The sequence below is a fragment of the Providencia sp. wls1914 genome, assembly GCF_009706645.1.
GTDB classification, from domain to species: domain Bacteria; phylum Pseudomonadota; class Gammaproteobacteria; order Enterobacterales; family Enterobacteriaceae; genus Providencia; species Providencia zhijiangensis.
On sequence record NZ_WLUN01000016.1, the window covers coordinates 560,977 to 587,735 of the forward strand.

Sequence of the window (26,759 nt, forward strand, 5' to 3'; positions counted from 1 at the left end):
AAAGTGGTTATTGATGGTCCAGCCCTAGGCTGTCCCTAAGTAGATTTAGACGCTCAACATCCCCATTTCCCGCAGCTTGCTGCAAAGATTTAGTCGGAGCGTGGATCAGGCGGTTGGTTAACTGTTGTGATAGCTGCATAATCACTTGCTCAGGGTTGGCACCTTGGGCAATGGCTGCAAGTGCTTTTTCGGTCATGCTTGCCCGAATTGCTTCCGCCTGCTCTCTGTATTCGCGAATTGTAGAGACTCCGGCTTGTGAGCGCAACCAATCCATAAAATGACCGCTTTCTTGCTCAACAATAAATTCCGCTTCAACCGCGGCAGCTTTACGTTGCGCCAAGTTTTGGGCAATGATGGATTCCAGATCATCAACAGTGTAGAGATAAACATCTCTGAGTTTTTCTACATCCTGCTCGATATCACGAGGAACTGCGATATCAATCAATAACATAGGTTTACTACGGCGTGCTTTCATCGCACGTTCGACCATCCCTTTACCAATAATTGGCAGCGGGCTAGCCGTTGAACTAATCACAATATCCGCTTCAGCTAAACGGTTATCAATATCGGCTAATGAGATAACTTGCGCGTTCACTTCTTTGGCGAGAAGTTCAGCACGTTCTAGCGTTCGGTTAGCTATCATCATTTTTTGTACGCCATGCTCACGCAAATGACGTGCGACTAATTCGATGGTTTCCCCTGCCCCGACTAACAAGATATTCAAATGTTTGAGTGATTCGAAAATCTGTCTCGCCAGTGTACAAGCCGCAAAAGCGACAGAGACCGCATTCGCACCGATATCAGTTTCGGTTCGCACACGTTTAGCCACAGAAAACGATTTTTGGAATAAGCGCTCTAATTCGCTAGATAGAGAATGATTATCTTGTGAAAGCGCAAACGCCTTTTTCACTTGACCGAGAATTTGAGGCTCACCAAGAACCAGCGAATCTAACCCACTTGCTACGCGCATAAGATGGCTGACTGCGCGCGCATCTTGGTGCCAATAGAGACTAGGTTGCAGATCTTTGGCGGTGATCCCGTGAAAATCACATAACCATTTAGTTAACTGTTCCTGCGCTTTTTCTTGAGACTCAAGGCTGAGATACAGTTCAGTTCTGTTACAGGTAGACAGCACAACGCCGCCACTCACTTGAGGTTGTTTCAGTAACTCCTCAAGTGCGTGGTCGATTTTTTCAGGACCAAAAGCGACTTGCTCACGCAAAGCCACTGGTGCTGTTTTATGATTAATGCCTAAGGCTAATAGGGTCATTGTGCTTACGACTTACTCACATTGCTCACATTGCTAATTTATTTGTCAGAATGATGCTAGTATTTAGCTCATTACTGCGATTTATATTCGTATATTGTAGATGATTAACGCGTCTGTTTCTACGGGTAGCCTATCATCAACAATCAGAAAGATGATGCACACCAAAATTTACGTTGATTATCGGACTGTCTGATATCAATATCAATAAGATGCATCAAGGATGCCGCTATTTGGCACAGAAAGCAAATTCCCTACTTTTGAGTAGGTTTTCATTGATAACCACTACAGATTAGCGCAATATTCCTGAAAATTACCTTTTGAGAACCGATATGCAACTTTCTTCAGCTCTGTCGTTTATGCGCCCAGCCAGAAATTTTTGGCGATTAATGCCCCTTTCCTGCTTGCTGCTGACTGCCTGTGTGACTACCTCTCAAGACACCACGAAAGGCACTTCATCCTCAACGGATGCGCAGTGGACAGCCCATCAATCGCAAGTGGTTGAACTGCGTGACTATCAAACTCGTGGCTCCTTTGTGTACATTGGCGGTCAAGGTACCGGAACAGAAACCAAAACTTACGCGAAGTTTTTCTGGCAGCAATATACCCCAGAAAAATACCGTTTATTACTGACTAACCCATTAGGCACGCGTGAACTGGAACTCAGTGTAGAGCCTGATTTAACCAAATTAACGACTAAAGATGGGCAAACTCACATGAGTGATGTGCCGAGTGAGTTAATTTATCAGTTAACAGGCATGGATATTCCTATTGACGATCTCACCGCTTGGTTGGTCGGCTCACCGGGACGCGCCACTGAATACACTCTCGATAGCAACCACCTGCTCAAATCCGTGACGTTTAAAATCAATGGCGAAACATGGAAATTGGATTATCTCTCTTACGATACCAAAACCTCGCCAATGCTGCCGAACCACATGGAGCTGAAGCAAGGGGATAAAGTCATCAAGTTAAAAATGGATAGTTGGACACTGAAAAAATGACGTTAACGTGGCCATCACCGGCAAAATTGAACCTTTTTTTGTACATTACTGGGCAGCGAGCTGATGGTTATCATGAGCTACAGACTCTGTTTCAATTTTTAGATTATGGTGATGAAATCACCTTTACCACGCGTTCGGATGATCAGATTAATTTGCTCACCCCGATGCCGGGTGTAGATGTTGAAAAAAACTTAATTATTCGTGCCGCCAAAAGCTTGCAAACCTATTGTCGCGAAACCTTCAATCATCAAGGGGCGTTAGGTGCGGATATTCGCATCAACAAAGTGCTGCCGATGGGCGGTGGAATTGGCGGCGGATCATCAAATGCGGCGACAACGCTGATTGCGCTTAACGAGCATTGGGGAACTCACGTTTCTGATGAGGTCTTAGCCGAATTAGGTAAACACCTCGGTGCCGATGTCCCCGTTTTTGTTCACGGTCATGCTGCCTTTGCCGAAGGCATTGGCGAAATTTTAACACCCGCAGAACCAAAAGAGCGTTGGTATTTAGTCGCACACCCCGGAATTGAAATCTCAACCCCGATGATCTTCACAGATCCAGAATTAAATAGAAATTCTCCAAAACGCTCTTTAGCCGCATTATTACTGGCTCCGTATGCAAATGACTGTGAACCGATCGCAAGAAAACGTTTTCGTGAGGTTGAACAGCTCGTTTCTTGGCTGTTAGAATATGCTCCGTCTCGCCTAACAGGAACAGGCGCTTGTGTGTTTTCTGAATTTGAAACCCAAGCGGATGCCCTGAAGGTGTTAAATAAATCCCCATCGTGGGTGCAAGGATTCGTCGCTCAAGGAGCGAATGTTTCTCCTGTGCACAAATTCCGCGCTGGGATAACCCGTGTATTGCACCGATAGTAATGACTTATCCATCATTGCTGTTGGTCAACAATATCTCTCTGGACGCAAGCCTGAGGTTTTTCTCGTGCCCGATATGAAGCTTTTTGCTGGTAACGCTACACCGGAACTAGCACAACGTGTTGCTAACCGCCTTTACACTAATCTTGGAGACGCGGCTGTTGGTCGTTTTAGCGACGGCGAAGTCAGTGTTCAAATTAATGAAAATGTTCGCGGTGGTGATATTTTTATCATCCAGTCAACTTGCGCACCAACCAATGACAACCTGATGGAACTCGTTGTTATGGTCGATGCCCTGCGCCGTGCATCTGCTGGTCGTATTACCGCTGTTATTCCTTACTTCGGTTATGCAAGACAGGATCGTCGCGTACGTTCTGCCCGTGTACCAATCACCGCTAAAGTTGTTGCCGATTTTCTGTCAAGTGTGGGTGTTGACCGTGTTCTTACTGTTGACTTACACGCAGAGCAGATCCAGGGCTTCTTTGATGTTCCTGTAGATAACGTATTTGGTAGCCCAATCCTTCTGGAAGATATGTTGCAGAAAGATTTAGAAAACCCAATCGTTGTTTCTCCAGACATCGGCGGCGTCGTTCGTGCTAGAGCAATCGCGAAATTACTGAACGATACTGATATGGCAATCATTGACAAACGTCGCCCACGCGCAAACGTTTCTCAAGTCATGCACATCATCGGTGACGTTTCTGGTCGTGACTGTATCTTAGTTGACGATATGATTGATACTGGTGGCACACTGTGTAAAGCAGCTGAAGCGCTGAAAGAACGCGGTGCTAAGCGTGTATTCGCTTATGCAACTCACCCTATCTTCTCAGGTAATGCTGTAGACAACATCAAAAACTCTGTGATTGATGAAGTCATTGTTTGTGACACAATTCCTCTTTCTCCTGAAATCAAGGCGCTGAACAAAGTTCGCACCCTGACCCTTTCAGGCATGCTGGCCGAAGCTATTCGCCGTATCAGCAATGAAGAGTCAATTTCTGCGATGTTCGAGCACTAATTCTAAAGCGGGGTCTTAATGACCCCGTTTTAACATCCTAGTTTCAGTCGTTTTTCATGAAATTATTGAGACGGGAAATGTGCTTTATCGCACCACATTCATTGTGGTCACGATACAAAAATTTATAAGTAGCGCCCCTACTGTTGTTCATCAACCGTAGGGGCTTTATTTTTTGAGCCGCTTCGCTTTACATGGTTTTAGACAAAAAATAAGAGTGAAATCATTGATATCGAATTTCACTCTTATTTAGATTTTATCTATTTTCAATAATACACTTCTGTTCATCTCTATTGATAAACTTCAAATGAACTTCAGCCTAACCCGTTATGGGTAGCGGTGGTTATCGTTACGGGAATGAAATTGACGTTTCACCAAACAGTAACGGTCTTCCACTTTCTCTTTACCGCCCATTCTTGCGCCCACTAACCAAACCAACGCACCGATAAAGATCCCAAACAGTGAGCCATTGATGATGTCATCGGACAACCCTAAATCAACAATATGAGAAAACAGGTTTAAACCGATGCTTCCTCCCATCATCACCATACCCAAACCCATCAAGCCATTACCAATGAGAGTAACCATTTTCCGTTTCATATCTACCTCCAATATCAGTAAACTGATACGCAAGCATTGAAGAAAAGTTCGATAAAACTTTATATTTATGTAAAGAGTATAGCTCTTTAAGTAAAATTATTTGCGATAAGCTTCACATGTATAGAAGAGTTTAAGGATATCTACTCAAAAAGTGCTTTTTATCAATTTAACAACTGATGATAGTATTGACGAATAATTCATAAACTAATTATCACTAGCGCAATCTTATCAATGACAATTTTGTACATCCACCCCGACACAAGGTAAACTAGTCGCCAATTTCTATACATTGACAGTGAAAAAGTCCCCGTGAGTAAAATAAAATTAATTGTTGGATTAGCCAATCCGGGCGCTGAATATGCGCAAACCCGCCATAACGCTGGTGCGTGGTATGTTGATTTACTGGCACAACGCCATAACCAATCGTTAAAAGAAGAGCCTAAATTCTTTGGCTATACGGCTCGCATCAATCTTAATGGCAATGATATTCGCTTGCTGGTTCCGACCACCTTTATGAACTTGAGCGGTAAATCCGTCGCAGCAGTAGCCAATTTCTATCGCATTAATCCGGATGAAATTTTAGTCGCCCATGATGAGCTCGATTTACCACCAGGTGTAGCCAAAATGAAACTCGGTGGCAGTAACGGCGGACATAACGGCTTAAAAGATATTCAAAGTAAATTTGCCAATAACCCGAACTTTTACCGCTTACGCATTGGTATTGGGCACCCAGGCGATAAAAACAAAGTTGTTGGTTTCGTGTTAGGCAAGCCACCGCTGTCTGAACAGAAGCTTATTGATGATGCGATTGATGAATCTGTGCGCTGCACGGACATCCTGTTATCCGACGGAATGGACAAAGCTATCAATCGCTTACATGGTTTTAAAGCCACAGCCTAAGAGTTGATTTCATCAAACACGAGTTTTTGTGTATAATCAGCGCCAATTTTCTAAACATTAGGGGCAGCACTCGCCTGCCCCCGCTATTAAGGTGAGAAACATATGGGTTTTAAATGCGGTATCGTTGGTCTGCCTAACGTGGGTAAATCCACTCTGTTTAATGCATTGACCAAAGCCGGCATCGAAGCAGCCAACTTCCCTTTCTGTACAATTGAACCAAACACGGGTGTTGTGCCAATGCCAGACCCACGTCTTGATCAATTAGCTGAAATTGTGAAGCCTCAGCGCATCCTGCCAACCACGATGGAATTCGTTGATATCGCGGGTCTGGTAAAAGGCGCATCGAAAGGTGAAGGTCTTGGTAACCAATTCCTGACTAACATCCGTGAAACAGAAGCGATTGGTCACGTTGTTCGTTGTTTTGAAAATGACAATATCATCCACGTTGCTGGCCAAGTTGACCCAGCTGCTGATATCGAAGTGATCAACACTGAATTAGCACTGTCTGACTTAGATACTTGTGAACGCGCTATTCACCGCGTACAAAAACGCGCAAAAGGCGGCGATAAAGACGCAAAAGCGGAATTAGAAGCGCTGGAAAAATGCCTGCCACACTTAGAACAAGCTGGCATGCTGCGTTCACTAGATTTAACCGCTGAAGATAAAGCCGCAATCCGTTATTTAAGCTTCTTAACCCTGAAGCCAACCATGTACATTGCTAACGTCAATGAAGATGGTTTTGAAAATAACCCATATTTAGACAAAGTCTACGAAATTGCTAAAGCCGAAGGTTCTGTTGTTGTGCCTGTGTGCGCGGCTATCGAATCTGACATCGCCGAGCTTGACGATGAAGAGCGCGATGAGTTTATGGCTGATTTAGGTATTGAAGAGCCAGGTCTGAACCGTGTGATCCGCGCAGGTTACGAGTTATTAAACCTGCAAACTTACTTCACCGCTGGCGTTAAAGAAGTGCGTGCATGGACTATCCCTGTTGGCGCAACTGCTCCGCAAGCAGCCGGTAAAATCCACACTGACTTCGAAAAAGGCTTTATCCGCGCACAAACTATCGCATTCGAAGATTTCATCAAATTCCGTGGTGAACAAGGCGCGAAAGAAGCGGGTAAAATGCGTGCAGAAGGTAAAGATTACATCGTTAAAGATGGCGATGTATTGAACTTCTTGTTTAACGTGTAAGCCTATATCTTCTTATTAAAAAGTCGTTATTAAAGAGAAAAGCAGCATAAAACTGATTTGGTTTTAAGCTGCTTTTTTAATTTAAGCTCACAATTCTTCACTTCAAATAACCACTATATTGTTCAATTCATCACCTTTTTACTGATACTTTTTCCTGCGCTGATGGTGTAAATAAAGCAATCAACGCCCCAATCAGCAGAATAAACATCAATACTACTGAAAGAGTCGATGAATTAAACATACTTAATGGTGCTAAAAATAATGATGCTGATGTAAAAACAAGCGAAATCATAAATGGATATTTAATGCCAATATCCCTAACTCGTTGCGTCAGAAGAAGTGTAAATATGTAGATTTGGATAATAGCAAATACCGCTTCCATCAAACCAAACAGACTAAAAGAGAATTGATGATAAAAATTACTTTGAAAAACTAAACTTGCATCCTCTGGATGAGCACTCAAATACCATTGATAGACTAATGCCTGAATGATGCCTAAAACTACCGACCAAAGGATCTCTGCCCCAAAGAAAGACAGCCTAGCTCTCCTTTTGTACTTCCATTGGTGAATGAGCTTAGAACGCATTATGAATCCTTCCATGTTTTAAAATAGCCATACCTTTCCCACTATTTATTTTCCCGACTCGAAATGGGCAATACTCGCCCATAACAATACTAACCCCGCCCATTCTTATGCGCCACTATGTCGGCCATAATCGCTAACGCAATCTCTGGTGGCGTTTTACTGCCAATTGGAATACCGATAGGCGCATGGATCTGGTCTAGCATTTCAAGCGTTAATCCCCCTGAGTTTAATAAACGCTCTCGCCGCTTGGCACTGGTTCGGGTTGATCCCATTGCGCCAATATAAAATGCAGATGTGTTTACTGCTTCCATTAATGTTAAATCATCAATACGAGGGTCGTGAGTCAAAGATACAATGGCGGTATTGGATGCGCTTGGATTCTCTTCTAAAAAGCGGGCGGGGAATATTTTTTTAATCTCAACTTGTTCTGCAATTTGCCCTGCAAAACGCAACAATTCGTCATCGCGATGCTCGCAAAGAATCACTTCAAAACCTAATGTGACTGCAAAATTAGCGCAGTAAACGCCGACATTAGAGATACCCGCAATTATCAGCTTGGGTGGCGCCATGATATAAAACTGGATCTCATCACCATTGCGCTCAATGTGAGTGGGATGCTGTGAATTTGGCACCGTCGTGATTTCACTTCGCAGGGGGAGTGTCAGTTTTTTGATGATGGCGGTATAACCGAGCAGTGCTGTTTGAATCTGTGAGAGGTATTGATGAGAATGCGGGTTACAGGGTAAATATTCGATAAGAACATCTAAACTCCCTTCACAAGGTAAATTAACTTTGGCTTCCACCCCGCCCTGACCATAGCGAACAACTTGGCTATCTTTTAAATAATGACCTTGCTGAATTCGTTGCAAAAAATCCTCTTCAATACAGCCGCCAGACAGAGAACCTACATACATCCCATCTCCTTTAGCGACCAATAAAGAGCCGGGGCTTCGCGGCGATGAACCATACGTATTCAGCACAGTGCATAACCAGACTGGCTCATCCGTTGCCCACTTAATTGCTTGAGAAATCACGGAAACATCTTCACGTAGCATATTCAGTCCCTATTGATTTTTATTCTTAGTTTTTATTCGGAAGATAATCAATATCTTTAATCACATTCTCATCATTTATCTGCATTTCGTAAACCAATTGATGATGTAATATTGATTTTGCGCCATCATCGCCCGATAAATTAAGCAAGTTTTGTCGATATTTTTCTGATATTCCGACAGGATGCCCCGGTATGTTTTTATATACAGGTCGTACTAATGAATAATTTTTTAATTCGTTCGCAACTCGAATAAATATTTCGTGAGAAATATATGGCATATCCCCCAACTGAATTAACCAGCCACTCCAATTAGAGGTATTTTTTACGCCTAACGCAATCGATTCCCCTAGCCCATGGCTATTTAATACGGAAAATGGAATATTAAAATGTAAACAATTGTTAATGACACCCACATTATCAGCGCGAGTGACCACATGAATAGGCAGTTCACTATTCATTGAATTTACAAGCGTTTTTTCGAACACAGTTTGTTGGTCAATTCGATAATTTAATTTACTTCCTTCACCACCAGCACGTTGAAAACGCTCACTTTTTCCTGCTGCCAATATTAATATACCTATATTCATGGTTTACATTATACATAATTAATTTTATTGTTTATATTATAAATAATAATATGCAGATTATGCTAATCGTCATCATTTTTATTATCCATCCAATTCTACTCATATTTCGATAGAAAATTATTGGATATATAAATATTTATATTACGAAACTAGCAATGAAATAAAAAATAATAATTGAAGCAATGAAAATAAGTGTAAGGGTATATTATGAGCAATAACCATGTCGGACTATCCCGCAGACACTTTATCAAATGTGCTGTTGTTGCGGGGATCTCTTGTTATATCGCCCCTTTGTATAGCCGAGCTTTTGATGTGCTATTCGAGGAAAAAATTCTTCAGGCTCCCGACTGGAACCCTGTCGATAAAAAAATCAAATTCCGAATTGATGGCTATGCCAAAGTGCAAGGTGAAAAAGTCTTTGCAAGAGATATTCGAGCCCGCGATATCCCTCACTGGCCCAAACAACAAGGGCACGCCTTTCTTCTACGTGTCACCCAAGCCGATAAAATCTACGAAGGTTTTAATCTCGAACGACTTAATGATGGCTTAATGCCTGACCGTATTGTTACCGCCAGTGATTTAGAAAAAGATGGCGTCGCCTTCCCGGAGTTCTATGGTGAAGATTTACTATTACCGACAGGAAAAACCCCTGCTTACTTAGGGCAAGCCGTCGCGTTACTGATTTATCATGATTTTGCCAAATTTAACTTCGCTAAAGAGACACTCAAATTCCACGATGATGTCATCCAATATGGTGCTTATACGGGACCATTACTGCGAGATCCTTGGGGAACTTATCGTGGGGTTCGTATCGGCGGAGAAACACCATTCTCACCTGATACATACTCCAGCATGAAAGATATGCCTATCTCCCCGATTGGAATGAAAAAGCATCTCCCAATCTGGCCTGAAGGTCGTGAAGGTGGAAAGCTTGATCAAGAAGGCATGTATTATGCGGATGAACTCGCAAAACAGTTAGAAAATCCGCCAGAAGATTGGCTGGTTATCAAGCGTAAATACTTCTCGCAATCTATTGATACCTCAGCGCTCGAACCCGATAACGCCAATGGCTGGTATGATGCAAAAACACAATCTTTTCATTTAGTGATCCCAACCCAATCCCCGCAAGAAGTGGCCGCATCACTGCCTGAAATGCTCGCAAAATCCAAATTCCCGATAAAGCAAATATTCTTACATCCATGCTTTACGGTGGGTTATGGCTCGAAAGATCACACCCCATTCCCTTATTATGGTGCGATGGCAACTCTGTATGGTGATGGCGTTCCGATCCGTTTAGCCAACGACCGTTATGAACAGTTCCAATCCACCATCAAACGCCATGCGTTTGACATGGACTACACCCTCGCAGTCAATAAGAAAACCCATAAAATTGAAGCACTTTCCGCCTCATTTATTGGGGATGGCGGTGGTCGATGTAACTTTACACCTTCCGTTGTAATGGTTGCGGCCACCGGCGCCCAAGCCATCTACTATATTCCTCGCAGTGACTTATCCGCTGTGGGTATCGCTTCTCGTGCGGTTGATGCGGGATCTGCCCGTGGTTATGGTACGTTACAGGCTATGGCTGCCACTGACATGATCATGGAAGAAGCCGCAAAATTACTCAAGGCCGACCCTATTGAGTTTCGCCTGAATAACATCATCAAGTCAGGAATGAAGAATACCCAAGGGGCGATCCCCGGTGGTGCAATTCGCGCAGATGAAGTGCTAAGCCGTTGCGCTGAGCATCCAATGTGGAAAGAAAGAGCGAAACGTAAAGCCGACTTTGAAGCTAAAAATGCAGGCAAACTATTTGGTACCGGCATTTCTTGCGTTCAAAAAGACTTCGGTACAGGTGCTGAATCCTCCTTTGCGCGCGTTGAACTCACGTCTGAAGGAAAAATAGCCATTTATCATAGTGGTGCAGAGATTGGTACGGGGATGTCCACATCCCAAGCCGTAGTTTGTGCCAAGTGGTTAGGTAAGCCTGCGGAAGAAGCTCATTTTTCAGTTGTAGATTGGTCAGTTCTGCCGATGATTTCGACAGGAAACCCATTTGCTATGGCGCAAGATGAACAAGAGCGCCTCGCCACTAACCCGCTCTGGACACCAAATTACTGCTCTCCAGCCAGTGCCAGTAACTCCGCTTATTATTTCACCCACAGTACGGAAGAAGCAGCTCGATTAGTCTTTGAATATGGTTTGTGGCCAGCGGCAATGTCAATTTGGCAAGAAGGCATTGGTGGTGGGCAAGCAGCTCCGCTCGTGGTTCGTCGTGAAGATGCCCGTTGGGTCGCCAATGGTCTCACCGCTGATGGACTAGAAGTGCTGAGCCTACAACGCTTAATCGACCGTACATTTGAGATGGGCGGTTTAACTGGCGCAGTTTGCCATGTCTTTAACCGCTGGGAATGGGCTGAAGCTGATTTCAAAATTAATGATGAAACCCGCCGCCTTCCTGTTGATGGTCTTTCCCTACGATTTGCAGACAAAGATTATCAAGTGTGGCATCGCGAAAAAGCGTATTACCCTGATACTCAAAGAAACAATGCTGGCGTTACCTATTACAGCGCCGTTGCTACCTTATCTGAACTTGCCATTGATAAAGCCACGGGTCATGTCGAATTACTCGACCACCATACCGTGGTTGAATGCGGAAACTTAATTGTTCCTCAACTGGTTTCAGGGCAAATTCAAGGTGGATTAGCGATGGGGATTGGTCACGCGCTCCATGAATATTTACCTCTCTATGAAGATGGACCCGGAAATGGAACGTGGAACTTTAACCGTTACCACTTACCCCTCGCAAATGATGTTGCGGTTTGGAAACAAACTAGCGAAATCCTGCCGGGGTTATCCGATACCGACCCACCAAAAGGGGTCGCTGAAGTTGTTATGATCCCTATCGTTTCTTCCATCGTCAATGCGATTGCTGATGCTACAGGGCACCATTTCTTGAGTCTGCCTGTTCGCCCTAACGATATTCTAGAGGTATTATCATGAGCCTAAATTTTCTACCACTCACCATCAACATTAACGGTCAACAATATGGGCCGATGGATGTACCTGAAGGTCTCATGATGATTGATTTTCTTCATGAGTATGTTGACCTCACAGGGTCACGACTTGGCTGCGGTCAAGGTATTTGCCACGCTTGTGTGGTGATTTTGGATAACCCATCAGGCACCAGCGAAGAAGTTCGTACCTGCATTACAGGCGCACACTTTTTCAATAACAAAAGCATTCGTACCATCGAAGGGGCAGCCACCAAAGAAGAAAATGGTGACGTTAAATTATCCCCTGTACAAGAAGCGTTTATCGACCATTTTAGTTTCCAATGTGGTTACTGCACCCCAGGCTTTGTCAATGCGGCAACGATTTTCGTTGAGGAATTGCAACGCAACCCGATTGCCGAAGAAGAGCTAGAAGAAGCCATCAAAACGGCTTTAAATAATCACATTTGCCGCTGTACAGGTTATGTTCGTTATTATGAAGCAGTGCGTGATGTGGTGATGAGTACTCCGGGACTAATCAAGGAGACGATAAAATGATCAAACGTATTATTTTATGGTTGATAGCGATAGCTATCGTCGTCTGGGCGATTCTGTATTGGTATGAGAGTCGTAAACCCGACGGCCCTGTACAAAAAGTCACCGCGAGTGCCGAGGAAATTGAGCGTGGTCGTTACTTAACGCTTGCCGGTGACTGTGCAGCATGTCACACCAGCGCAAACGGCGCGCCTTTAGCGGGCGGTTTTCCTCTCGATACGCCTTTTGGCACTATTTATAGCAGTAACTTAACGCCTTCTGCTGACTATGGGATTGGCCGTTGGACAAAAGAAGAGTTCCATAAAGCATTAACTGAGGGTGTTTCGCCACCAAGCAAAAACCTCTACCCTGCGATGCCATATACCTCCTATAAAGGGATAACTCGCAGTGATTCTGACGCTATCTACAGCTATTTAATGAGTCGCCCAGCGGTTGATGTCGCACCACCAGAAAACTCACTGCCTTTCCCATTAAACCAACGCATGGCGATGATTGACTGGAACCTATTATTTTTCAATGATAAACCATTGCCGAATAGCTCCCAAGGCAGTTCTCCAGAATGGGAACGAGGAAAGTATTTAGTCAATGTGCTTGAACACTGTTCTGAATGCCACACCCCAAGAGGCGCACTCGGAGAAATGGAGCTAGATAAGTATATGAAAGGCGGCGCATTAGGCCGTTTCACTGCTCCTGACATTACCCCTGACGCCCTCGCTGCTCGTGGCTGGACAAAAGAGGATCTCCAGCAGTTCTTCATGACAGGATTAGCGCCGCAAGGTTCAGCCTACAGCGATATGCATCCGGTTATTTACCTCAGCACGCAACATTTAACCCCGGAAGATAATAAGGCCATTGCGACCTACTTAATGGGTGATAATCCACCAGCTACATTACCGCTCAAGATGGGTGATGGTAACGCAGCAGGTAAACAGGTTTATCTGGAAAGTTGCTCAGGTTGCCACTCCTATGATGGCAGCGGTAAACCTAATGTGGCAGTGGCGATGAAAGGTAATTCGACCCTGCGTGATGTGGACAGCACCAATCTCATTAATGCCGTATTAGATGGTTTGCCGGAGCAAGAGTTCCCAAATAACCAAAACATGCAAAGCATGCCAGGTTTCGCCGACAAGCTTAATGACCAACAAATCGCAGATTTGGTCAACTTCCTGCGCGTTCAATGGGGCGGACAAGCTGGTGATGTTACCCCTGAGCAAGTTAAGGCCCTGCGTAAATAAGCCATTTTGCTCTTAAATAAAGGCTTACCGAGATTATTCGGTAAGCCTTATTTTATAGACCCCTTCCATCCCTAATCTTACTATCCTCTATGATTTTTTCGGCTTTAATTCAGGGTTTAAAAACCAATGAATGGTCGAATTTTTGGCAAGAATTAACGCTAACATAATGGTAAAGAGAGTGAGCAAAATTAAAAGCGGTAAACCCGCTTCGATATAGAATGAATTTAACCCAGTCAATAGTAAGAAACAGATGATCGGATGAATTAAATATACCCCTAATGCGTTATTGGCTATTTTCACAAATCGCTCAGTCGATAATGCAATACAAATCACCGCAATAGAAATTAACACGCCCATTAGAAATACAAAAACATGTTCAAAGAAATGATAAGCAAGTTGGTTTCCACCTAGAACCTTTATTAACTCAGATTCAACATCTACAGAGGTATAAATATAAATCGCAACCAAGGCGATTACTGCGGATACGATAAAAAATACATTTTGTCTGAGCCACGCTATTTTTTTATCATCACAAAAGTAAGCCATAACAAAGAATGGAAAATACTGGGAAATCGCTAAAAAACCAGTAACATCCGACAAGTATATCTTAGAAAAAAACGCAATAATGATGGATAATAGCAAGGTGATGAACACTCCCCCAATATTATTCTTTATAAATGAAGGTAGTAATAAAAAAACGGCTTGCCATATCGGTACCGCTAAGAAAAACCAAACACCATTTTGAGGAAACAGTAAATATTCTTCGATAGTTAATCGATTTGTAAAATAAAGCGGGATCGCATCTATCGTTTGAAATGTGAAATAGATAATTAAAGGTGGGATTAAATGGGCTCGCCAACCTTGCCATAAAATCCCTTTACTTAAATATGCAGCGATAAAGACAAACATCGGGATTAATACCCAATCAAATATTTCAATCAAAATTGAATAATCGGATTTCACAGCTGGATTAAAATTTAAATAAAAATTAAAGACAATTAAAGAACTCAATATTAATTTTAATGTTTGCCAATTCGGTAAAGGCCGATTTTTTACCTGCATAGCGAGAGTTCCATTACACATATTCTACCCTATTTTATCATTATTCGATTAGCATTCGTGTACTTTAAAATGACTCCCCTTAATTTAACAAACGTCATAGTAATAATCTAATCCTTGCCAAAAGTCTTAGAGAATTTTCCACTTACCTGCCACATTCGTGCATTTCGTCTAGTATTGATAACACACCAAACTAACCAAAATAGTATTTTCCTGTGAATCATTTTGTAAGAAATCCCGAAGATATCCCCTTATCCTTTGAATTTGCATGGAATCACCATGATATGGACGCCTTTGGTGAGCTGTTTCATGCTAATGCCACGTTTGTAAATCGATTTGGACATTATGTAAAAGGTATCAATGAAATTATCGAAATGCATATCCCCCTTCACAAAACTATCTATCGTGACTAAACCATAAAGAATGAGCTTATCGATATTATTTCCTTAAGCGAAGAGAGTGTAATTGTTCATTTTTGGAGTCGATTATCGGCTGGAGACGCGCACCCTATTGGTCCGCATAAAGTTGACACGGTCATTATGGCGGTTCTAACCAAGCAAAATGATGCATGGCAAATCCGCGCACTGGAAAACGTAGCTTTGGTTAACCCGAGAACAGGCCATATCAAGCTGAGAGATGTGGAATAGAAACGCTCAATTGGCGTTTAAATTAACGTAATTGTAGGGCTACATAAGCAACAAGCTTGAGTAGCCCCATACCCCTGCTTTTTCGCATTTTTGATAGCATGATTTACGTACATAAAATTCCCAAGATATTCTCTTTGAATAGTTGGCATCACTAAGCAGCCTACTTTATGAATAATATTATCTTCCGTTTCTTTAAAAATTTTTTGAATATAAAAATTTACAGTCGTTTCCATTCAATTAAATTTCCATTACTGTAACGAACTAACTGTATTTTTTATTAATCTAAATCAATAAATATCGAAAACAAACATGTTGTTACAATCAAAAAATAATGAAACTGAAATTTCAACCAAGAAATACTCGACACGTGAGTATTTCTTGGTTCTATATAAAAATTAGAACATTAATTTTTTTAATAACATTTAGTGTCTCATCAATAATATGACAAAGATCTGAAAATGCATTTTCATAACTAGTATACTTTAATCCATACCACCATTCTGATGATTTAAATCCACCATCTAAAATAATTGTACTTATCTTTTTCATTTCAGCATTTAGCTCGTCATCTTCTGTGAAATGTTTCCCTAATCCAAAATAAATAGAACTATTATTTTTCTCAATCAATGCAGATATTTCATTACCTTTAAAATTAAAGATAACCCCAACTTTTGTTAACTGATCCCCCACATTTTTCCTAACATCTAGTTCGGGATAATTATTTTTCAAACTATCAAACCAGTCATCAAAAATTGATTCTTTTTGTTCTTGAAGCAAGCGATTCAATCTATTTTGTAGATCCGAGATAACATTAACATCCTCTTGTAACTTAATGATATTCTGTTCTTTGTTATTGATATCCAACTGCATAGATTCAAAAATATAATCATTTAATTTCATATTGATACTTTCATCCTTTATTCTTATGGAATAAATGCCTTTTAAATGGTCAATATATTGGTTGATAAAGTAATATAACTGTTCATCCTTTTCCTGAACATTAGGTGCAACATCGTTTTCTATCCACGAAAGTATATCAGTATGAAATGATGCAACTCGTAGACGGTCTTTAAAAGATTCATAATAATGGGAAAGGCTTTCTTTAGGATAATAGTCTGACTTGCTTCCCTGAATATAGATAAGATAAATATTTTCGTCTTTATACCTATAATGCTTTGCAATATCAATATAACGCCTCAGTTGCTCATGTTGGTCACAGGCACCGTGTATTTTATTTTCAATAATCAATACCTTTTTATCATCTCTTATCATGATATCGATACGGTGTTTTTCTACTGTAATTTTAATTTTCTTATCATTAAAATATAACGGCTGCTGTAGGAGACGGTAAATAAATGACGGAATAAACTCATTAACACCATCATGTTTAAACTGCAAAATCTTCCCAATAATTGCACTATGCCCATTTTCACTAACACCTAAAATATCCAGTAAATTTGCATTATAAGGCTGTAAATAACTGAGCTGTACCTTCATTTTTCTGACATCAGCAGCTAATTTTTTTATAGATTTATGCTTATTACACACCCCATAATAAACTTGTTCTCTGATCTCTTTATATTTCTGATAGTTATCAGAAAATTCCGATATATTCATGCATCCCCAAAACTCATTCATTTCCTAAATTCATTTTATTCTATCGGATTTATTTTAAATGCTAAACTCTCTCTTGAGCATCTGAATACGATGCCGATAACATAAATATTGATAACTCTTTTATTGGTAGGGATCCCATGAAACTTCGCCGTACACTACTTGCTCTAGCATTACCTGTACTCATGTCTGCCCCAGCACTGGCTGATTCACACACAGTGACTGTATTTCAATGCGTTAACAAAAATGACCGTCAGGTCAAAGTGACGTTGATTAATGGTCAGTATCAGTACCAGTTTGGAAAATTAAATCAACAGCCTGATATTGAAATTACCCGTAGTCCTAAACAACTTACGCAGGGCTTTTTCCAAACCCGCTATGCGGATACAGATACTGGTTATGCAGCTTCCCAAGAAATCGATTTTAAAAACGGCACTTATACCTATACCATTTTTACAACTCATTCAGGCTCTAAAATAGAATCAGGGGTTGAGGTTTATAACAAAGATAAGAAACTGACAAAGATTGTCTGTGTGCCAAATACCGTTGTTGACAATATTTATGAGCACCTTGCTGAAATTCCTGAGCGTCCAGAATAATATCTCTGGCGCTATATCCGCTCATGAATAAGTAGTCAATACAAATTGGCAAGCTGCTCAATAATATCCATTATGATTATTGAGCAGTCTAGAAGGGTAAATAAGTGGATTTCATAAGCTTATAAAACTTATAAAGGAAGTGCATACGTCACTTTGACCGTCTCCATCGGCACTTCCGTTTTGATGCTCTGCACACTGCTTATTTGCGTCAAATAATCGGCATGAAAACGGCGATAGGAAGCCATATCTTCCGTCACAATACGGATCAGCGCATCACACTCACCCGCCATTAAATGGCACTCTACAACTTCTGGCATTTGCTGAATATCGGCAACAAATTGATTAATGGTTTGCGCATCTTGAGTTTTAAACCAAATGCGTGCGAACAGGGACAAACCTGCGCCAATCTTTGCACCATCCAACACCGCAACATAACGTTTAATTACGCCAGCATCTTCCAGCAACTTAACGCGCCTTAAGCAAGGTGACGGGGATAAGCCGACTTCTTTTGCTAGTTCAACGTTTTGAATTTTTCCATCACGTTGCAGCACCTGCAAAATATGTTTATCAATCGCATCTAATTTGATTGCGGATGAGCTACTGTGTTCCAGCTCATGTTTTTCTGCATAATGCGAGCCAGTATTCTTTGGCATGCGAACCTCTTTTGCTTTTATTTTTTGATATTAAATGTCAAATAAACATCCATGACAAGCAACAAAACAACCAAATTTCAACGGGAAATAGCTATAATAACCAAACTTTTTTCTCTTCATAAGAAAATAATAATAAATAGAGGTGTTTGGATGGATCTACAAACGTTATTGCTGTTTAGTGCAACGGTCATTCCTTTGATTTGTACACCAGGTCCCGATATTTTATTTATCTCATCGCAAGGGCTATCAGGCGGTATCGCTGCTGCATGGAAAGCCAATTTAGGTATTATCCTCGGCTATGTGACCCATGCCATTTTAGCGGCACTTGGCCTCGCAGCTATTGTTGCAACTTCACCGATTATCTTCCAAACCATCAAATGGGTGGGAGTCGCCTACGTCGCTTACTTAGCTGTTCGTATGCTGTTATCGGCCATGAAATCGAGAAAGTTCCAGATTAACGTCGTTTCCACGCAAGCTGTGATTGGCAAAGCGTTTCTCACTAGCTTCCTTAACCCTAAGGGGTTACTAGTTTATTTCGCAATTTTGCCTAATTTTATCCATGTTTCCGAAAGCGTTGCAATACAATCTTTAATCTTATCAGCGACTTTCATCACATCATGCATCATTATTTATGGTGCCATCGGCATGATATTCGCATCGATGCATAATCGCCAACAATATAGCGATAAAAAACGCCGCATTACAGAAGGTGTTGCTGGCGGAATGTTAACCTTTGCTGCCATCGGACTTGCAAGCAGCTAATCAACTTTCAAGGGTGAACGCGACTTTCGCCCTCACCCTATTTTCCCTATTTAAGCCCCGTTAATCGATGGCATAAACGACCTAGAACTTGCATCGCCTGTTCAAGCCGGTCATTCCATGCAAATGACGCATTTAGTCGAAATGCATGATTGAATTGATCGCTGGTAGAGAACATACTCCCTGGCGCGATGCTAATGCCTTCCTTCAACGCCAATTGATACAGTTGGATGGCGTTAAATGGCGGTTCAAATTCTAGCCATAAAAAATAGCCCCCTTTTGGGGTATTCACTTTAACCGTGGACGGCATGTATTTCGCGATTGCGCTCAGCATGATATGTTGCCGCTGCTCCATGGTTTGGCGCAGTTTGCGCAGATGGTTATCATATCCCCCTTGAGATAAGTATTCCGCGATCGCCAATTGGGTTGGTACGCTGGCAGAAACGGTGCTCATCATTTGTAGATGCTGAATTTTGCTCGCATGATGACCTGCAGCCACCCACCCAACACGGTACCCCGGCGCTAAACATTTCGAAAATGATGAACAGTGGAAAAAGTTTCCTTGTGAATCGAGTGATTTTGCCGGAATAGGTTGCTGATTACCAAAGTAAAGCTCGCCATACACATCATCTTCGATCAACACAATTTTGTGACTGTTTAAAATATTCACTAACCGCTTTTTATTGGCAGGAGGCATCGTGCCGCCTAACGGGTTTTGGTAGTGTGTCATCAGCCAGCAAGCTTTGATCGGGTATTTATCCGCAATGTCCTCTAATGCATCTAGGTCAATCCCAAATAATGGGTCAGTTTTGATGGCAATCGCTTTAAGTTTTAAGCGCTCTATTGCCTGCAAAGAACCATAAAATGCAGGGGATTCAATCACTACCCAATCACCCGGTTGAGTAACCGCTTGTAAGCTCAACACCAATGACTCCATCGCCCCAGCCGTAATCACGATTTCATCAGGGGCGACGTGGATCCCTTGAGTTGCATAACGCTGGGCAATATTGCGGCGCAGCTGTTCATTTCCCGGTGGTAAGTTGGTGGTGGTATTGGTTTTCGATAAACGGCGCGCCACCGACGCGAGAGACTTGGCTAATTTTGGATCATCCAGTAAAGCGGGTTCTGGGAAAGCAGAGCCAAATGGGATAATATCTGGGTCTTTGCAAGCTTGTAGAACACCGAAAATCGAGGCGTTGATCTCCACATTTTCATTTAAATGGAGCCCTTTCCCCCCTTTTGCGGCGGCAAATGCATTATTGCGATTTGCAACATAATAGCCAGATTGCGGGCGCGCAGCGACCCACCCCTGACTTTCCAGTAATTGATAAGCTTGCACCACTGTCATTAAGCTTAAACCCGATTGTTTAACGCTCTCTCTCAGTGAAGGTAGCCTGTCACCTACTTGCCAAATATTATCTTCAATCTGTTGACGAATTTGTGCCGCTAGCTGTTCGTATCTCGTCATTCCCGCCTCACTGTTATAGGTGATTTGCTAAAAATTGTTACTATTATAGTTTATCGTCTCATGTTCTACTTATCCACACATTCACCTGACTTTTTTTAACTATAACCACAAAACATTTTTAGTTGGATTTATGAGTGTTAACAATCCAGTGAAATCAATTATTTATTGCTAAGGAACAGCCCACAATTGCTTCGCAATAGCTGGAAATGTGGCGTGTCGAAATCAATTCCATTCAGGGGTCAATATGTTTGGACTAACTGCGCTGGAGCTTGCCCGTATTCAATTCGCGTTTACGGTATCGTTCCATATTATCTTCCCTGCCATCACCATCGGGCTTGCCAGTTTTTTGGCCGTTCTCGAAGGTTTATGGCTCAAAACCCGCGATACTGACTATATAAAATTGTTCCATTTTTGGTCAAAAGTGTTTGCCGTCAATTTCGGTATGGGGGTCGTTTCTGGATTGGTGATGGCATACCAATTTGGGACTAACTGGAGTTTCTTCTCGGATTTTGCAGGTGGCATCACCGGCCCACTCTTAACCTATGAAGTGCTCACCGCCTTTTTCTTAGAGGCTGGCTTCCTCGGTGTCATGCTATTTGGTATGAACCGCGTGGGCGAAAAGCTTCACTACTTTGCGACGTGTATGGTTGCACTCGGCACCATCATTTCAACCTTCTGGATCCTTGCATCCAATAGCTTTATGCAAACACCTCAAGGTTTTGAAATTATCGATGGGCGAATTGTCCCTGTCGATTGGTTAGCGGTGATCTTTAACCCCTCATTCCCATACCGCTTACTCCACATGACCACTGCGGCATTCTTGGCAGCGGCGTTTTTCATTGGTGCATCCGGCGCGTGGCATTTACTCAAAGGCAATAAATCCTCTGCCATGAAGAAAATGTTCTCCATGTCCTTGTGGTTGATCCTAATTTTAGCGCCAGTCCAAGCTTTCATCGGCGATGCTCATGGGTTAAACACTCTAAAATATCAGCCAGTTAAAGTCGCGGCAATGGAAGGTCACTGGGAAAATAAACCCGGCGAAGCCACCCCGCTGATCCTCTTCGGCATTCCAAATATGGAAAAAGAAAAAACCGAATATGCCATTGAAATTCCTTACATGGCGAGCCTGATTTTGACACACAGCACCACCAAACAGGTTCCTGCACTGAAAGAGTTCCCACCGGAAGATAGGCCAAATGTGTTTATGGTGTTCTGGTCATTCCGCGTGATGGTGGGCTTAGGCATGTTGATGATTGCCGCCGGTGTTTGGGGGCTATGGCTACGTTCACGTAAAAAACTGTATGACTCCAAATTGTTCCTGCGTTTTATGTTCGTCATGGCGCCATCAGGTTTAATCGCCATCTTAGCCGGTTGGTTTACCACCGAAATTGGTCGCCAGCCTTGGGTTGTCTACGGTTTACAGCGTACAGCAGATGCCGTGAGCGCCCATGGTGAAATGCACATGAGCGTGAGCTTGCTAGCCTTCTTTGTGGTGTACGGCGGCGTATTTGGCATCGGCTACATGTACATGATGAAATTAATTCGTAAAGGTATCTCCGAGGAGGCAACTCATGGGCATTGATTTACCACTAATTTGGTTTGTCATCATCGTCTTCAGTATGTTGATGTATATCGTGATGGACGGTTTTGACTTAGGTATTGGTATTTTGTACCCAGCCTTAAAAGAGAGCCAAGACCGAGATTTAATGATGAACAGTGTGGCACCGGTTTGGGATGGTAACGAAACCTGGTTAGTGCTTGGTGGTGCGGCGCTATTTGGGGCATTCCCATTAGCCTATGCCATTGTTTTAGATGCGCTATCCATCCCCCTTACCTTTATGTTGCTAGCACTGATTTTTCGTGGGGTCGCCTTTGAGTTCCGCTTCCGCGCCGATGAATCTCATCGCCGCCGCTGGGATCACGCCTTTATTTGGGGATCGATTCTTACCACATTCTCCCAAGGGATTGTGATTGGCGCGTTTATTCAAGGCTTCCATGTTGAAAACCGTGTGTATATGGGTGGCTATTTTGACTGGTTCGCACCTTTCCCTCTGTTCTGTGGATTTGGATTAGTCATCGCTTACGCCTTACTGGCATGTGGCTGGTTGATCATGAAAACGGAAGGACACCTGCGTAAAACCATGTATCGCGTGCTAACTCCATTAACACTGGTCATGTTAGCAGTGATTGGCGTGATCAGTTTATGGACGCCAATGTTAAATGAGGCGGTTTATACGCGTTGGTTTAGCTTACCAAACCTGTTTTTCTTCTTACCAGTTCCTTTATTAGTGCTCGGCTGTGTGTGGATCATTTTAAAAAGCGCCAAACGTCAACGTCACGATAGCGTGCCATTTCTCGCTGCACTCATGCTGATTTTCTTAGGGTTTACAGGATTAGGCATCAGCGTTTGGCCAAGTTTAATTCCGCCAGCAATTACCTTCCGCGATGCGGCAGGTCCTTCAGAAAGCTTAGGCTTTATGCTAGTTGGCGCCCTATTCATCATCCCTGTTATTTTGGTTTATACCTATTGGAGTTACTATGTCTTCAGAGGAAAAATTACCCCAGACCAAGGCTATCACTGATACAACTCTCCGCTCACCTTGGTGGAAGAAACTCGGTTGGATGGCAGCAATTTGGTTAGGAAGTGTATTGGCACTATTCGCATTCTCTTCCTTATTTAGATTGTTGATGACCGCCGCTGGCATGAAAGTGAAGTAAGCCCTTTGCCGCAGCATTTTAATGCTGCGGCATGTTTATAATTAGACGCTCAATAATCCTGCATCTTTTGAATAGTTTTCCTATAAACATTCATGATATGATAATGATAATAATTAACATATAATAATATTATCATTAAGAAAGGAGACGGTTAGTGGCTAGTGAACAGACTGTTGAAAAAAATATCTACCGCCCAGCGCCCCCACAGCTTATTCAAGTTAAATCCATTGTCGATATCAGCCCTTCTATTCGCAGCATCACATTTACGGGTGAAAAGTTAGCCAATTACCCAACGGAGTGTGAAGGTGGTCATCTCAAAATTTTTATTGCCCCTGACCATCAAAGCCAACCCGCGCTTCCTTTCCTCACAGAAAAAGGACGTAGCTGGCCAGAAGATAAGCCGCGCCCTTTTGTGCGCACTTACACCGTTCGCGCTATTCGCCCTGAACTCAATGAAATCGATATTGAATTTGCCATGCACGAAGGGGTAACAGGTCCTGCTTATCTGTTTGCTCGTGATGCAAAACCGGGTTATTGGCTGGGGATCACCAACCCTGGTGGCCCAGATCCACTATTGCCTATCCGCGCACATTACTTTATGGCGGGTGATTCAAGCTCTTTGCCTGCGATTGCGGCGTTACTGGAAAAAATGCCTGCTACCGCGACGGGACGCGTCGTTCTACGCCTTTACCACCAAGCGGATATTCGCGAGTTAGCCAAGCCCGCAGGCATCGAAATTGATTGGATCTGCGGAGACATTAGCCAAACTACCAATCTGATTAATACATTCAAATCGTGGGATATTCCAGAATCCGATGTGGGCTTTTGGATTGCCGGTGAAGATCAAATTATCCGTGAATTACGCCGTTTTATTAGACGTGAGAAAGGTTTTGGTCGCGATGATATCTACGCAATTCCTTACTGGCGATATGGCTATGATGAAGAAGGTTATCATCATGAACGTCACGCCGTCATGGACAACCCTGACGACTAATAAAAAACTGCCCCTATATGGGGCAGTTTCATGCATTAATTAGCCTGTGTAGCTAGTTAAACTAGTTGTTAGTCATTGTAAGCCAGCAGGGCCTTGTGACATAGCTGAGATCTCACACAATCATCAATCGTGAAATTGACCATCGAGACCATTTCATCGCTACTAAAGCGCTGTAACGCATCTCCTAAACCTGACTGAACACCGCTTGGTAAATCACATTGGGTCACGTCACCGTTTACAATTACCGTTACGTTCTCACCCAAACGAGTTAAAAACATTTTCATTTGAGTGACTGTGACGTTCTGTGCTTCATCGAGGATCACAATCGCATTTTCGAATGTGCGACCACGCATATAAGCAAATGGCGCTATTTCAACTTTAGCAATCTCAGGGCGTAAACAATACTGTAGGAACGAAGCGCCTAATCGCTTCATTAATACGTCATAAACAGGTCGGAAATAAGGCGCAAACTTTTCAGACATATCTCCCGGTAAGAAACCAAGATCTTCCTCCGCTTGCAACACGGGTCTCGTGACAATGATTTTGCTAATTTCCTTGTTAATCAAGGCATCCGCAGCCAATGCAGTACTGATATAGGTTTTCCCGCACCCTGCCTCACCGTTAGCGAAAATCAACTGCTTGTGCTTGATGGAATTAATGTAGAGCTTCTGGGCTTCATTACGTGGTGCTATTGGAGTTTCATCGCGACGTTCTTTCGCCATGCCTATCGGCTCAATGCCTGTAAACTCAGCGAAGGAGGTAACGTTGTTCATATCATACCTCCCTGAACGGTCTTTGCGTGATGTACGTTTCATTTCACGACGTGCTTTTGTTGCAGCTTTCTGTCTACTCATAGTATTAACCCTTCCAGGTATCGATGATGTCAATTTCAGATGACGAACTATTCAAAACAGAGAGGAGCTCCCTTCAAGCTCTTGTGTTGCCTAGGTTGATAATTCAGGTATAAAAAAACCGGTTAGCAATCTCATCATGTCAGTTTCATGATGGAGTGGTAACCGGTTTCGCATATTGATTAACAAACACCTAGTTCTCATTAGTTTCTCCTATAAAGGCGATACTCGTAAACTAAAGAATCTGCGTGACAATATTATGACAATATAAAAAATACTCGAACTCACGACAAAATATTGCATTGGCCCGAATATCATCAACCTACAACGTTTCCATACAATAAATATAGCGCGAGTTTTTTTTGAATGACAACTTTAAATTAACAAAAAATGTGTAAATACACGTATCTATCAGATAATCTGTGAAAAATTGCATATAGAAAACTGTAATAACTCGCTAAATTTACTGAGTTATTACAGTCCAATGCTATTAACGAGGCTTACAGTTACCCGCTAATTGATAACCTTTTGCCTGAGCATCTGCTTCATTCGCAAAGAATTCCGCATTTTTATCCGATAAGGTTTTAAACCCTGAACAGTGGGATAAATGATATTTCTTTGAATTACGGTTACCTTTTACCTGCATCTCACCGTCCTTGTTTGGGGAAGATTGAGTTACAGGCTGAGGGACTCTTTCGCTGGGCTTATCACTCATATTTAAGCCATCACCGCTATTCTTGTGCCCTAAACTCCACGCTCTTTCGCCCGTCACAAATGGGTTATGGTGCCCCATCACTTTAGCAATGCGCTGATCACGTTTTTGTTCCCATTCATTCACCGGATGCTGTTTATCCCACGCCATAAATAACTGCTGCTGTTGGCGTGACATGGATAAATTATAGCGGTCATGCATATAGAAATAGACCCGAGCAACCTGCCCTTTCACCTCGTCGCGTGGCTCAAAGATTTTCTGTTTAAAATCAATGCGGCTACGACATGCACCGTAAGAATAAGGCGCATTAACCGGTAACTGGCCATAGCTCCAATTACTGCGGTCACCATTCACCTCCCCAATTGAAGGCGCGAGGTTATGCATATCTGCCTCCATTCGAGAAAACACAGGGTCAGTTGAGACGCAATTTTTACGACCGCCATTCTGCCAGCACTGTCTTTGATGACCAAACACCCAAGCAGGAACAATATGTTCCCATTCAATACGCTCAGCACGGCTCTGTTGCTTACGCACTTGGTAGCCGCATGAAGCTAAATCAACTTGCCCACCACTTTTACCTGTCCATTCCCACTCACAGCCACAATATAGCGTTCCTTGTCCCTGATGATTTTGATCACCATAAACAAGGCTTTTACTGGACGTTTTCGCTTCAGTGAAATTGTTCGGTGCAGCATAAACGGAAGAGATAAATAACGAGGAAAAACATACTAACGCAATGATCATGCGCGAAAAATAAAAAATCTGTTTCAAAATAACACCATTGATAGGAAAAAAAGCAATTTATTAAATACAACACGTAAGTTAT

At 42.5% G+C, this 26,759-nt stretch carries 22 protein-coding genes and 5 pseudogenes; 15 read left to right on the forward strand and 12 right to left on the reverse strand.

Annotation, left to right across the window (positions count from 1 at the left end; translation table 11 throughout):
- Window positions 1-7 precede the first annotated feature (7 nt).
- The gene (hemA, locus tag GKR74_RS13250) at window positions 8-1,270 is read right to left on the reverse strand and encodes a glutamyl-tRNA reductase (RefSeq protein ID WP_036954652.1); all 1,263 of its coding nucleotides are present in this window, start codon (window positions 1,268-1,270) and stop codon (window positions 8-10) included.
- Between the two features lie 356 nt (window positions 1,271-1,626).
- Between hemA and lolB the strand changes: the two are divergent.
- From lolB to prs, 3 genes and pseudogenes are all read left to right on the forward strand, one after another.
- Window positions 1,627-2,277 (forward strand): annotated as a pseudogene (gene lolB, locus GKR74_RS13255) (lipoprotein insertase outer membrane protein LolB).
- The gene (ispE, locus tag GKR74_RS13260) at window positions 2,268-3,143 is read left to right on the forward strand and encodes a 4-(cytidine 5'-diphospho)-2-C-methyl-D-erythritol kinase (RefSeq protein WP_154603942.1); all 876 of its coding nucleotides are present in this window, start codon (window positions 2,268-2,270) and stop codon (window positions 3,141-3,143) included. The pseudogene lolB and the gene ispE overlap by 10 nt, the downstream one beginning before the upstream one ends.
- Window positions 3,144-3,210: 67 nt before the next feature.
- Window positions 3,211-4,158 carry a ribose-phosphate diphosphokinase gene (gene prs / locus GKR74_RS13265; RefSeq protein WP_006661866.1) on the forward strand — a complete coding sequence of 316 codons (948 nt, stop codon included), beginning with the start codon at window positions 3,211-3,213 and terminating at the stop codon, window positions 4,156-4,158.
- Between the two features lie 324 nt (window positions 4,159-4,482).
- Here prs and GKR74_RS13270 read toward each other — a convergent pair whose 3' ends face one another.
- Window positions 4,483-4,755, reverse strand: coding sequence for a DUF2583 family protein (locus tag GKR74_RS13270; protein WP_154603943.1), 273 nt, complete (start codon window positions 4,753-4,755; stop codon window positions 4,483-4,485).
- Between the two features lie 309 nt (window positions 4,756-5,064).
- Here GKR74_RS13270 and pth point away from each other — a divergent pair, with 309 nt between their 5' ends.
- Entirely contained in the window at window positions 5,065-5,655 is a 591-nt protein-coding gene (gene pth, locus GKR74_RS13275) for an aminoacyl-tRNA hydrolase (protein WP_036954667.1), read from the forward strand.
- A gap of 102 nt (window positions 5,656-5,757) precedes the next feature.
- Window positions 5,758-6,849, forward strand: coding sequence for a redox-regulated ATPase YchF (gene ychF / locus GKR74_RS13280; protein WP_036954672.1), 1,092 nt, complete (start codon window positions 5,758-5,760; stop codon window positions 6,847-6,849).
- 130 nt (window positions 6,850-6,979) lie between these two features.
- Here ychF and GKR74_RS13285 read toward each other — a convergent pair whose 3' ends face one another.
- From GKR74_RS13285 to GKR74_RS13295, 3 genes are all read right to left on the reverse strand, one after another.
- Complete coding sequence (locus GKR74_RS13285) at window positions 6,980-7,435, reverse strand: hypothetical protein (protein ID WP_154603944.1); 456 nt, start codon at window positions 7,433-7,435, stop codon at window positions 6,980-6,982.
- 89 nt (window positions 7,436-7,524) lie between these two features.
- The gene (locus tag GKR74_RS13290; protein WP_154603945.1) at window positions 7,525-8,490 is read right to left on the reverse strand and encodes an XdhC family protein; all 966 of its coding nucleotides are present in this window, start codon (window positions 8,488-8,490) and stop codon (window positions 7,525-7,527) included.
- A 25-nt stretch (window positions 8,491-8,515) separates the two neighbouring features.
- Entirely contained in the window at window positions 8,516-9,076 is a 561-nt protein-coding gene (locus tag GKR74_RS13295) for a nucleotidyltransferase family protein (RefSeq protein ID WP_154603946.1), read from the reverse strand.
- A gap of 207 nt (window positions 9,077-9,283) precedes the next feature.
- Here GKR74_RS13295 and GKR74_RS13300 point away from each other — a divergent pair.
- From GKR74_RS13300 to GKR74_RS13310, 3 genes and pseudogenes are all read left to right on the forward strand, one after another.
- Window positions 9,284-12,085, forward strand: a pseudogene (locus GKR74_RS13300) (xanthine dehydrogenase family protein molybdopterin-binding subunit).
- Window positions 12,076-12,654 (forward strand): annotated as a pseudogene (locus tag GKR74_RS13305) ((2Fe-2S)-binding protein). The pseudogenes GKR74_RS13300 and GKR74_RS13305 overlap by 10 nt, the downstream one beginning before the upstream one ends.
- Window positions 12,624-13,859 (forward strand): c-type cytochrome, encoded by a 1,236-nt coding sequence (locus GKR74_RS13310; RefSeq protein WP_154603948.1) that lies wholly within the window; start codon window positions 12,624-12,626, stop codon window positions 13,857-13,859. The pseudogene GKR74_RS13305 and the gene GKR74_RS13310 overlap by 31 nt, the downstream one beginning before the upstream one ends.
- A gap of 87 nt (window positions 13,860-13,946) precedes the next feature.
- Here GKR74_RS13310 and GKR74_RS13315 read toward each other — a convergent pair whose 3' ends face one another.
- The gene (locus GKR74_RS13315; RefSeq protein ID WP_230089159.1) at window positions 13,947-14,921 is read right to left on the reverse strand and encodes an acyltransferase family protein; all 975 of its coding nucleotides are present in this window, start codon (window positions 14,919-14,921) and stop codon (window positions 13,947-13,949) included.
- Between the two features lie 212 nt (window positions 14,922-15,133).
- Here GKR74_RS13315 and GKR74_RS18305 point away from each other — a divergent pair, with 212 nt between their 5' ends.
- Window positions 15,134-15,331 (forward strand): nuclear transport factor 2 family protein, encoded by a 198-nt coding sequence (locus GKR74_RS18305; protein WP_442959344.1) that lies wholly within the window; start codon window positions 15,134-15,136, stop codon window positions 15,329-15,331.
- A 251-nt stretch (window positions 15,332-15,582) separates the two neighbouring features.
- Here the strand turns inward: GKR74_RS18305 and GKR74_RS13320 are convergent, their stop codons facing one another.
- Both GKR74_RS13320 and GKR74_RS13325 read right to left on the reverse strand, forming a co-directional pair.
- Entirely contained in the window at window positions 15,583-15,798 is a 216-nt protein-coding gene (locus tag GKR74_RS13320; protein ID WP_154603950.1) for a hypothetical protein, read from the reverse strand.
- 151 nt (window positions 15,799-15,949) lie between these two features.
- Window positions 15,950-17,203, reverse strand: coding sequence for a PD-(D/E)XK nuclease family protein (locus tag GKR74_RS13325; protein WP_154603951.1), 1,254 nt, complete (start codon window positions 17,201-17,203; stop codon window positions 15,950-15,952).
- A gap of 116 nt (window positions 17,204-17,319) precedes the next feature.
- On the opposite strand from GKR74_RS13325, the gene GKR74_RS13330 reads away from it, so the two are divergent.
- The gene (locus GKR74_RS13330; RefSeq protein WP_154603952.1) at window positions 17,320-17,778 is read left to right on the forward strand and encodes a hypothetical protein; all 459 of its coding nucleotides are present in this window, start codon (window positions 17,320-17,322) and stop codon (window positions 17,776-17,778) included.
- 128 nt (window positions 17,779-17,906) lie between these two features.
- Here GKR74_RS13330 and GKR74_RS13335 read toward each other — a convergent pair whose 3' ends face one another.
- Complete coding sequence (locus tag GKR74_RS13335) at window positions 17,907-18,431, reverse strand: Lrp/AsnC family transcriptional regulator (protein ID WP_154603953.1); 525 nt, start codon at window positions 18,429-18,431, stop codon at window positions 17,907-17,909.
- Window positions 18,432-18,581: 150 nt separating this feature from the next.
- On the opposite strand from GKR74_RS13335, the gene GKR74_RS13340 reads away from it, so the two are divergent.
- Entirely contained in the window at window positions 18,582-19,193 is a 612-nt protein-coding gene (locus GKR74_RS13340) for a LysE family translocator (RefSeq protein WP_154603954.1), read from the forward strand.
- A gap of 46 nt (window positions 19,194-19,239) precedes the next feature.
- Here GKR74_RS13340 and GKR74_RS13345 read toward each other — a convergent pair whose 3' ends face one another.
- Window positions 19,240-20,658 (reverse strand): aminotransferase-like domain-containing protein, encoded by a 1,419-nt coding sequence (locus GKR74_RS13345; RefSeq protein WP_154603955.1) that lies wholly within the window; start codon window positions 20,656-20,658, stop codon window positions 19,240-19,242.
- 244 nt (window positions 20,659-20,902) lie between these two features.
- Here GKR74_RS13345 and GKR74_RS13350 point away from each other — a divergent pair.
- The 4 genes and pseudogenes from GKR74_RS13350 to GKR74_RS13365 all read left to right on the forward strand — a co-directional run bounded on the left by GKR74_RS13350 (window position 20,903) and on the right by GKR74_RS13365 (window position 24,370).
- A pseudogene (locus GKR74_RS13350) lies at window positions 20,903-22,399 on the forward strand (cytochrome ubiquinol oxidase subunit I).
- A pseudogene (cydB, locus tag GKR74_RS13355) lies at window positions 22,284-23,237 on the forward strand (cytochrome d ubiquinol oxidase subunit II); the annotation flags it as partial. The pseudogenes GKR74_RS13350 and cydB, both read left to right, overlap by 116 nt.
- The gene (locus GKR74_RS13360) at window positions 23,197-23,376 is read left to right on the forward strand and encodes a DUF2474 domain-containing protein (protein ID WP_071992173.1); all 180 of its coding nucleotides are present in this window, start codon (window positions 23,197-23,199) and stop codon (window positions 23,374-23,376) included. The pseudogene cydB and the gene GKR74_RS13360, both read left to right, overlap by 41 nt.
- Before the next feature lie 154 nt (window positions 23,377-23,530).
- A complete protein-coding gene (locus GKR74_RS13365) occupies window positions 23,531-24,370 on the forward strand; it encodes a siderophore-interacting protein (protein WP_336431331.1) in 840 nt (279 codons plus the stop codon).
- 68 nt (window positions 24,371-24,438) lie between these two features.
- On the opposite strand, the gene phoH is transcribed toward GKR74_RS13365, so the two are convergent.
- On the reverse strand, window positions 24,439-25,224 hold the full coding sequence (gene phoH, locus GKR74_RS13370; RefSeq protein ID WP_154603958.1) for a phosphate starvation-inducible protein PhoH: 786 nt from the start codon (window positions 25,222-25,224) through the stop codon (window positions 24,439-24,441).
- Between the two features lie 487 nt (window positions 25,225-25,711).
- A complete protein-coding gene (locus GKR74_RS13375; protein WP_154604415.1) occupies window positions 25,712-26,677 on the reverse strand; it encodes an endonuclease in 966 nt (321 codons plus the stop codon).
- Window positions 26,678-26,759 lie beyond the last annotated feature (82 nt).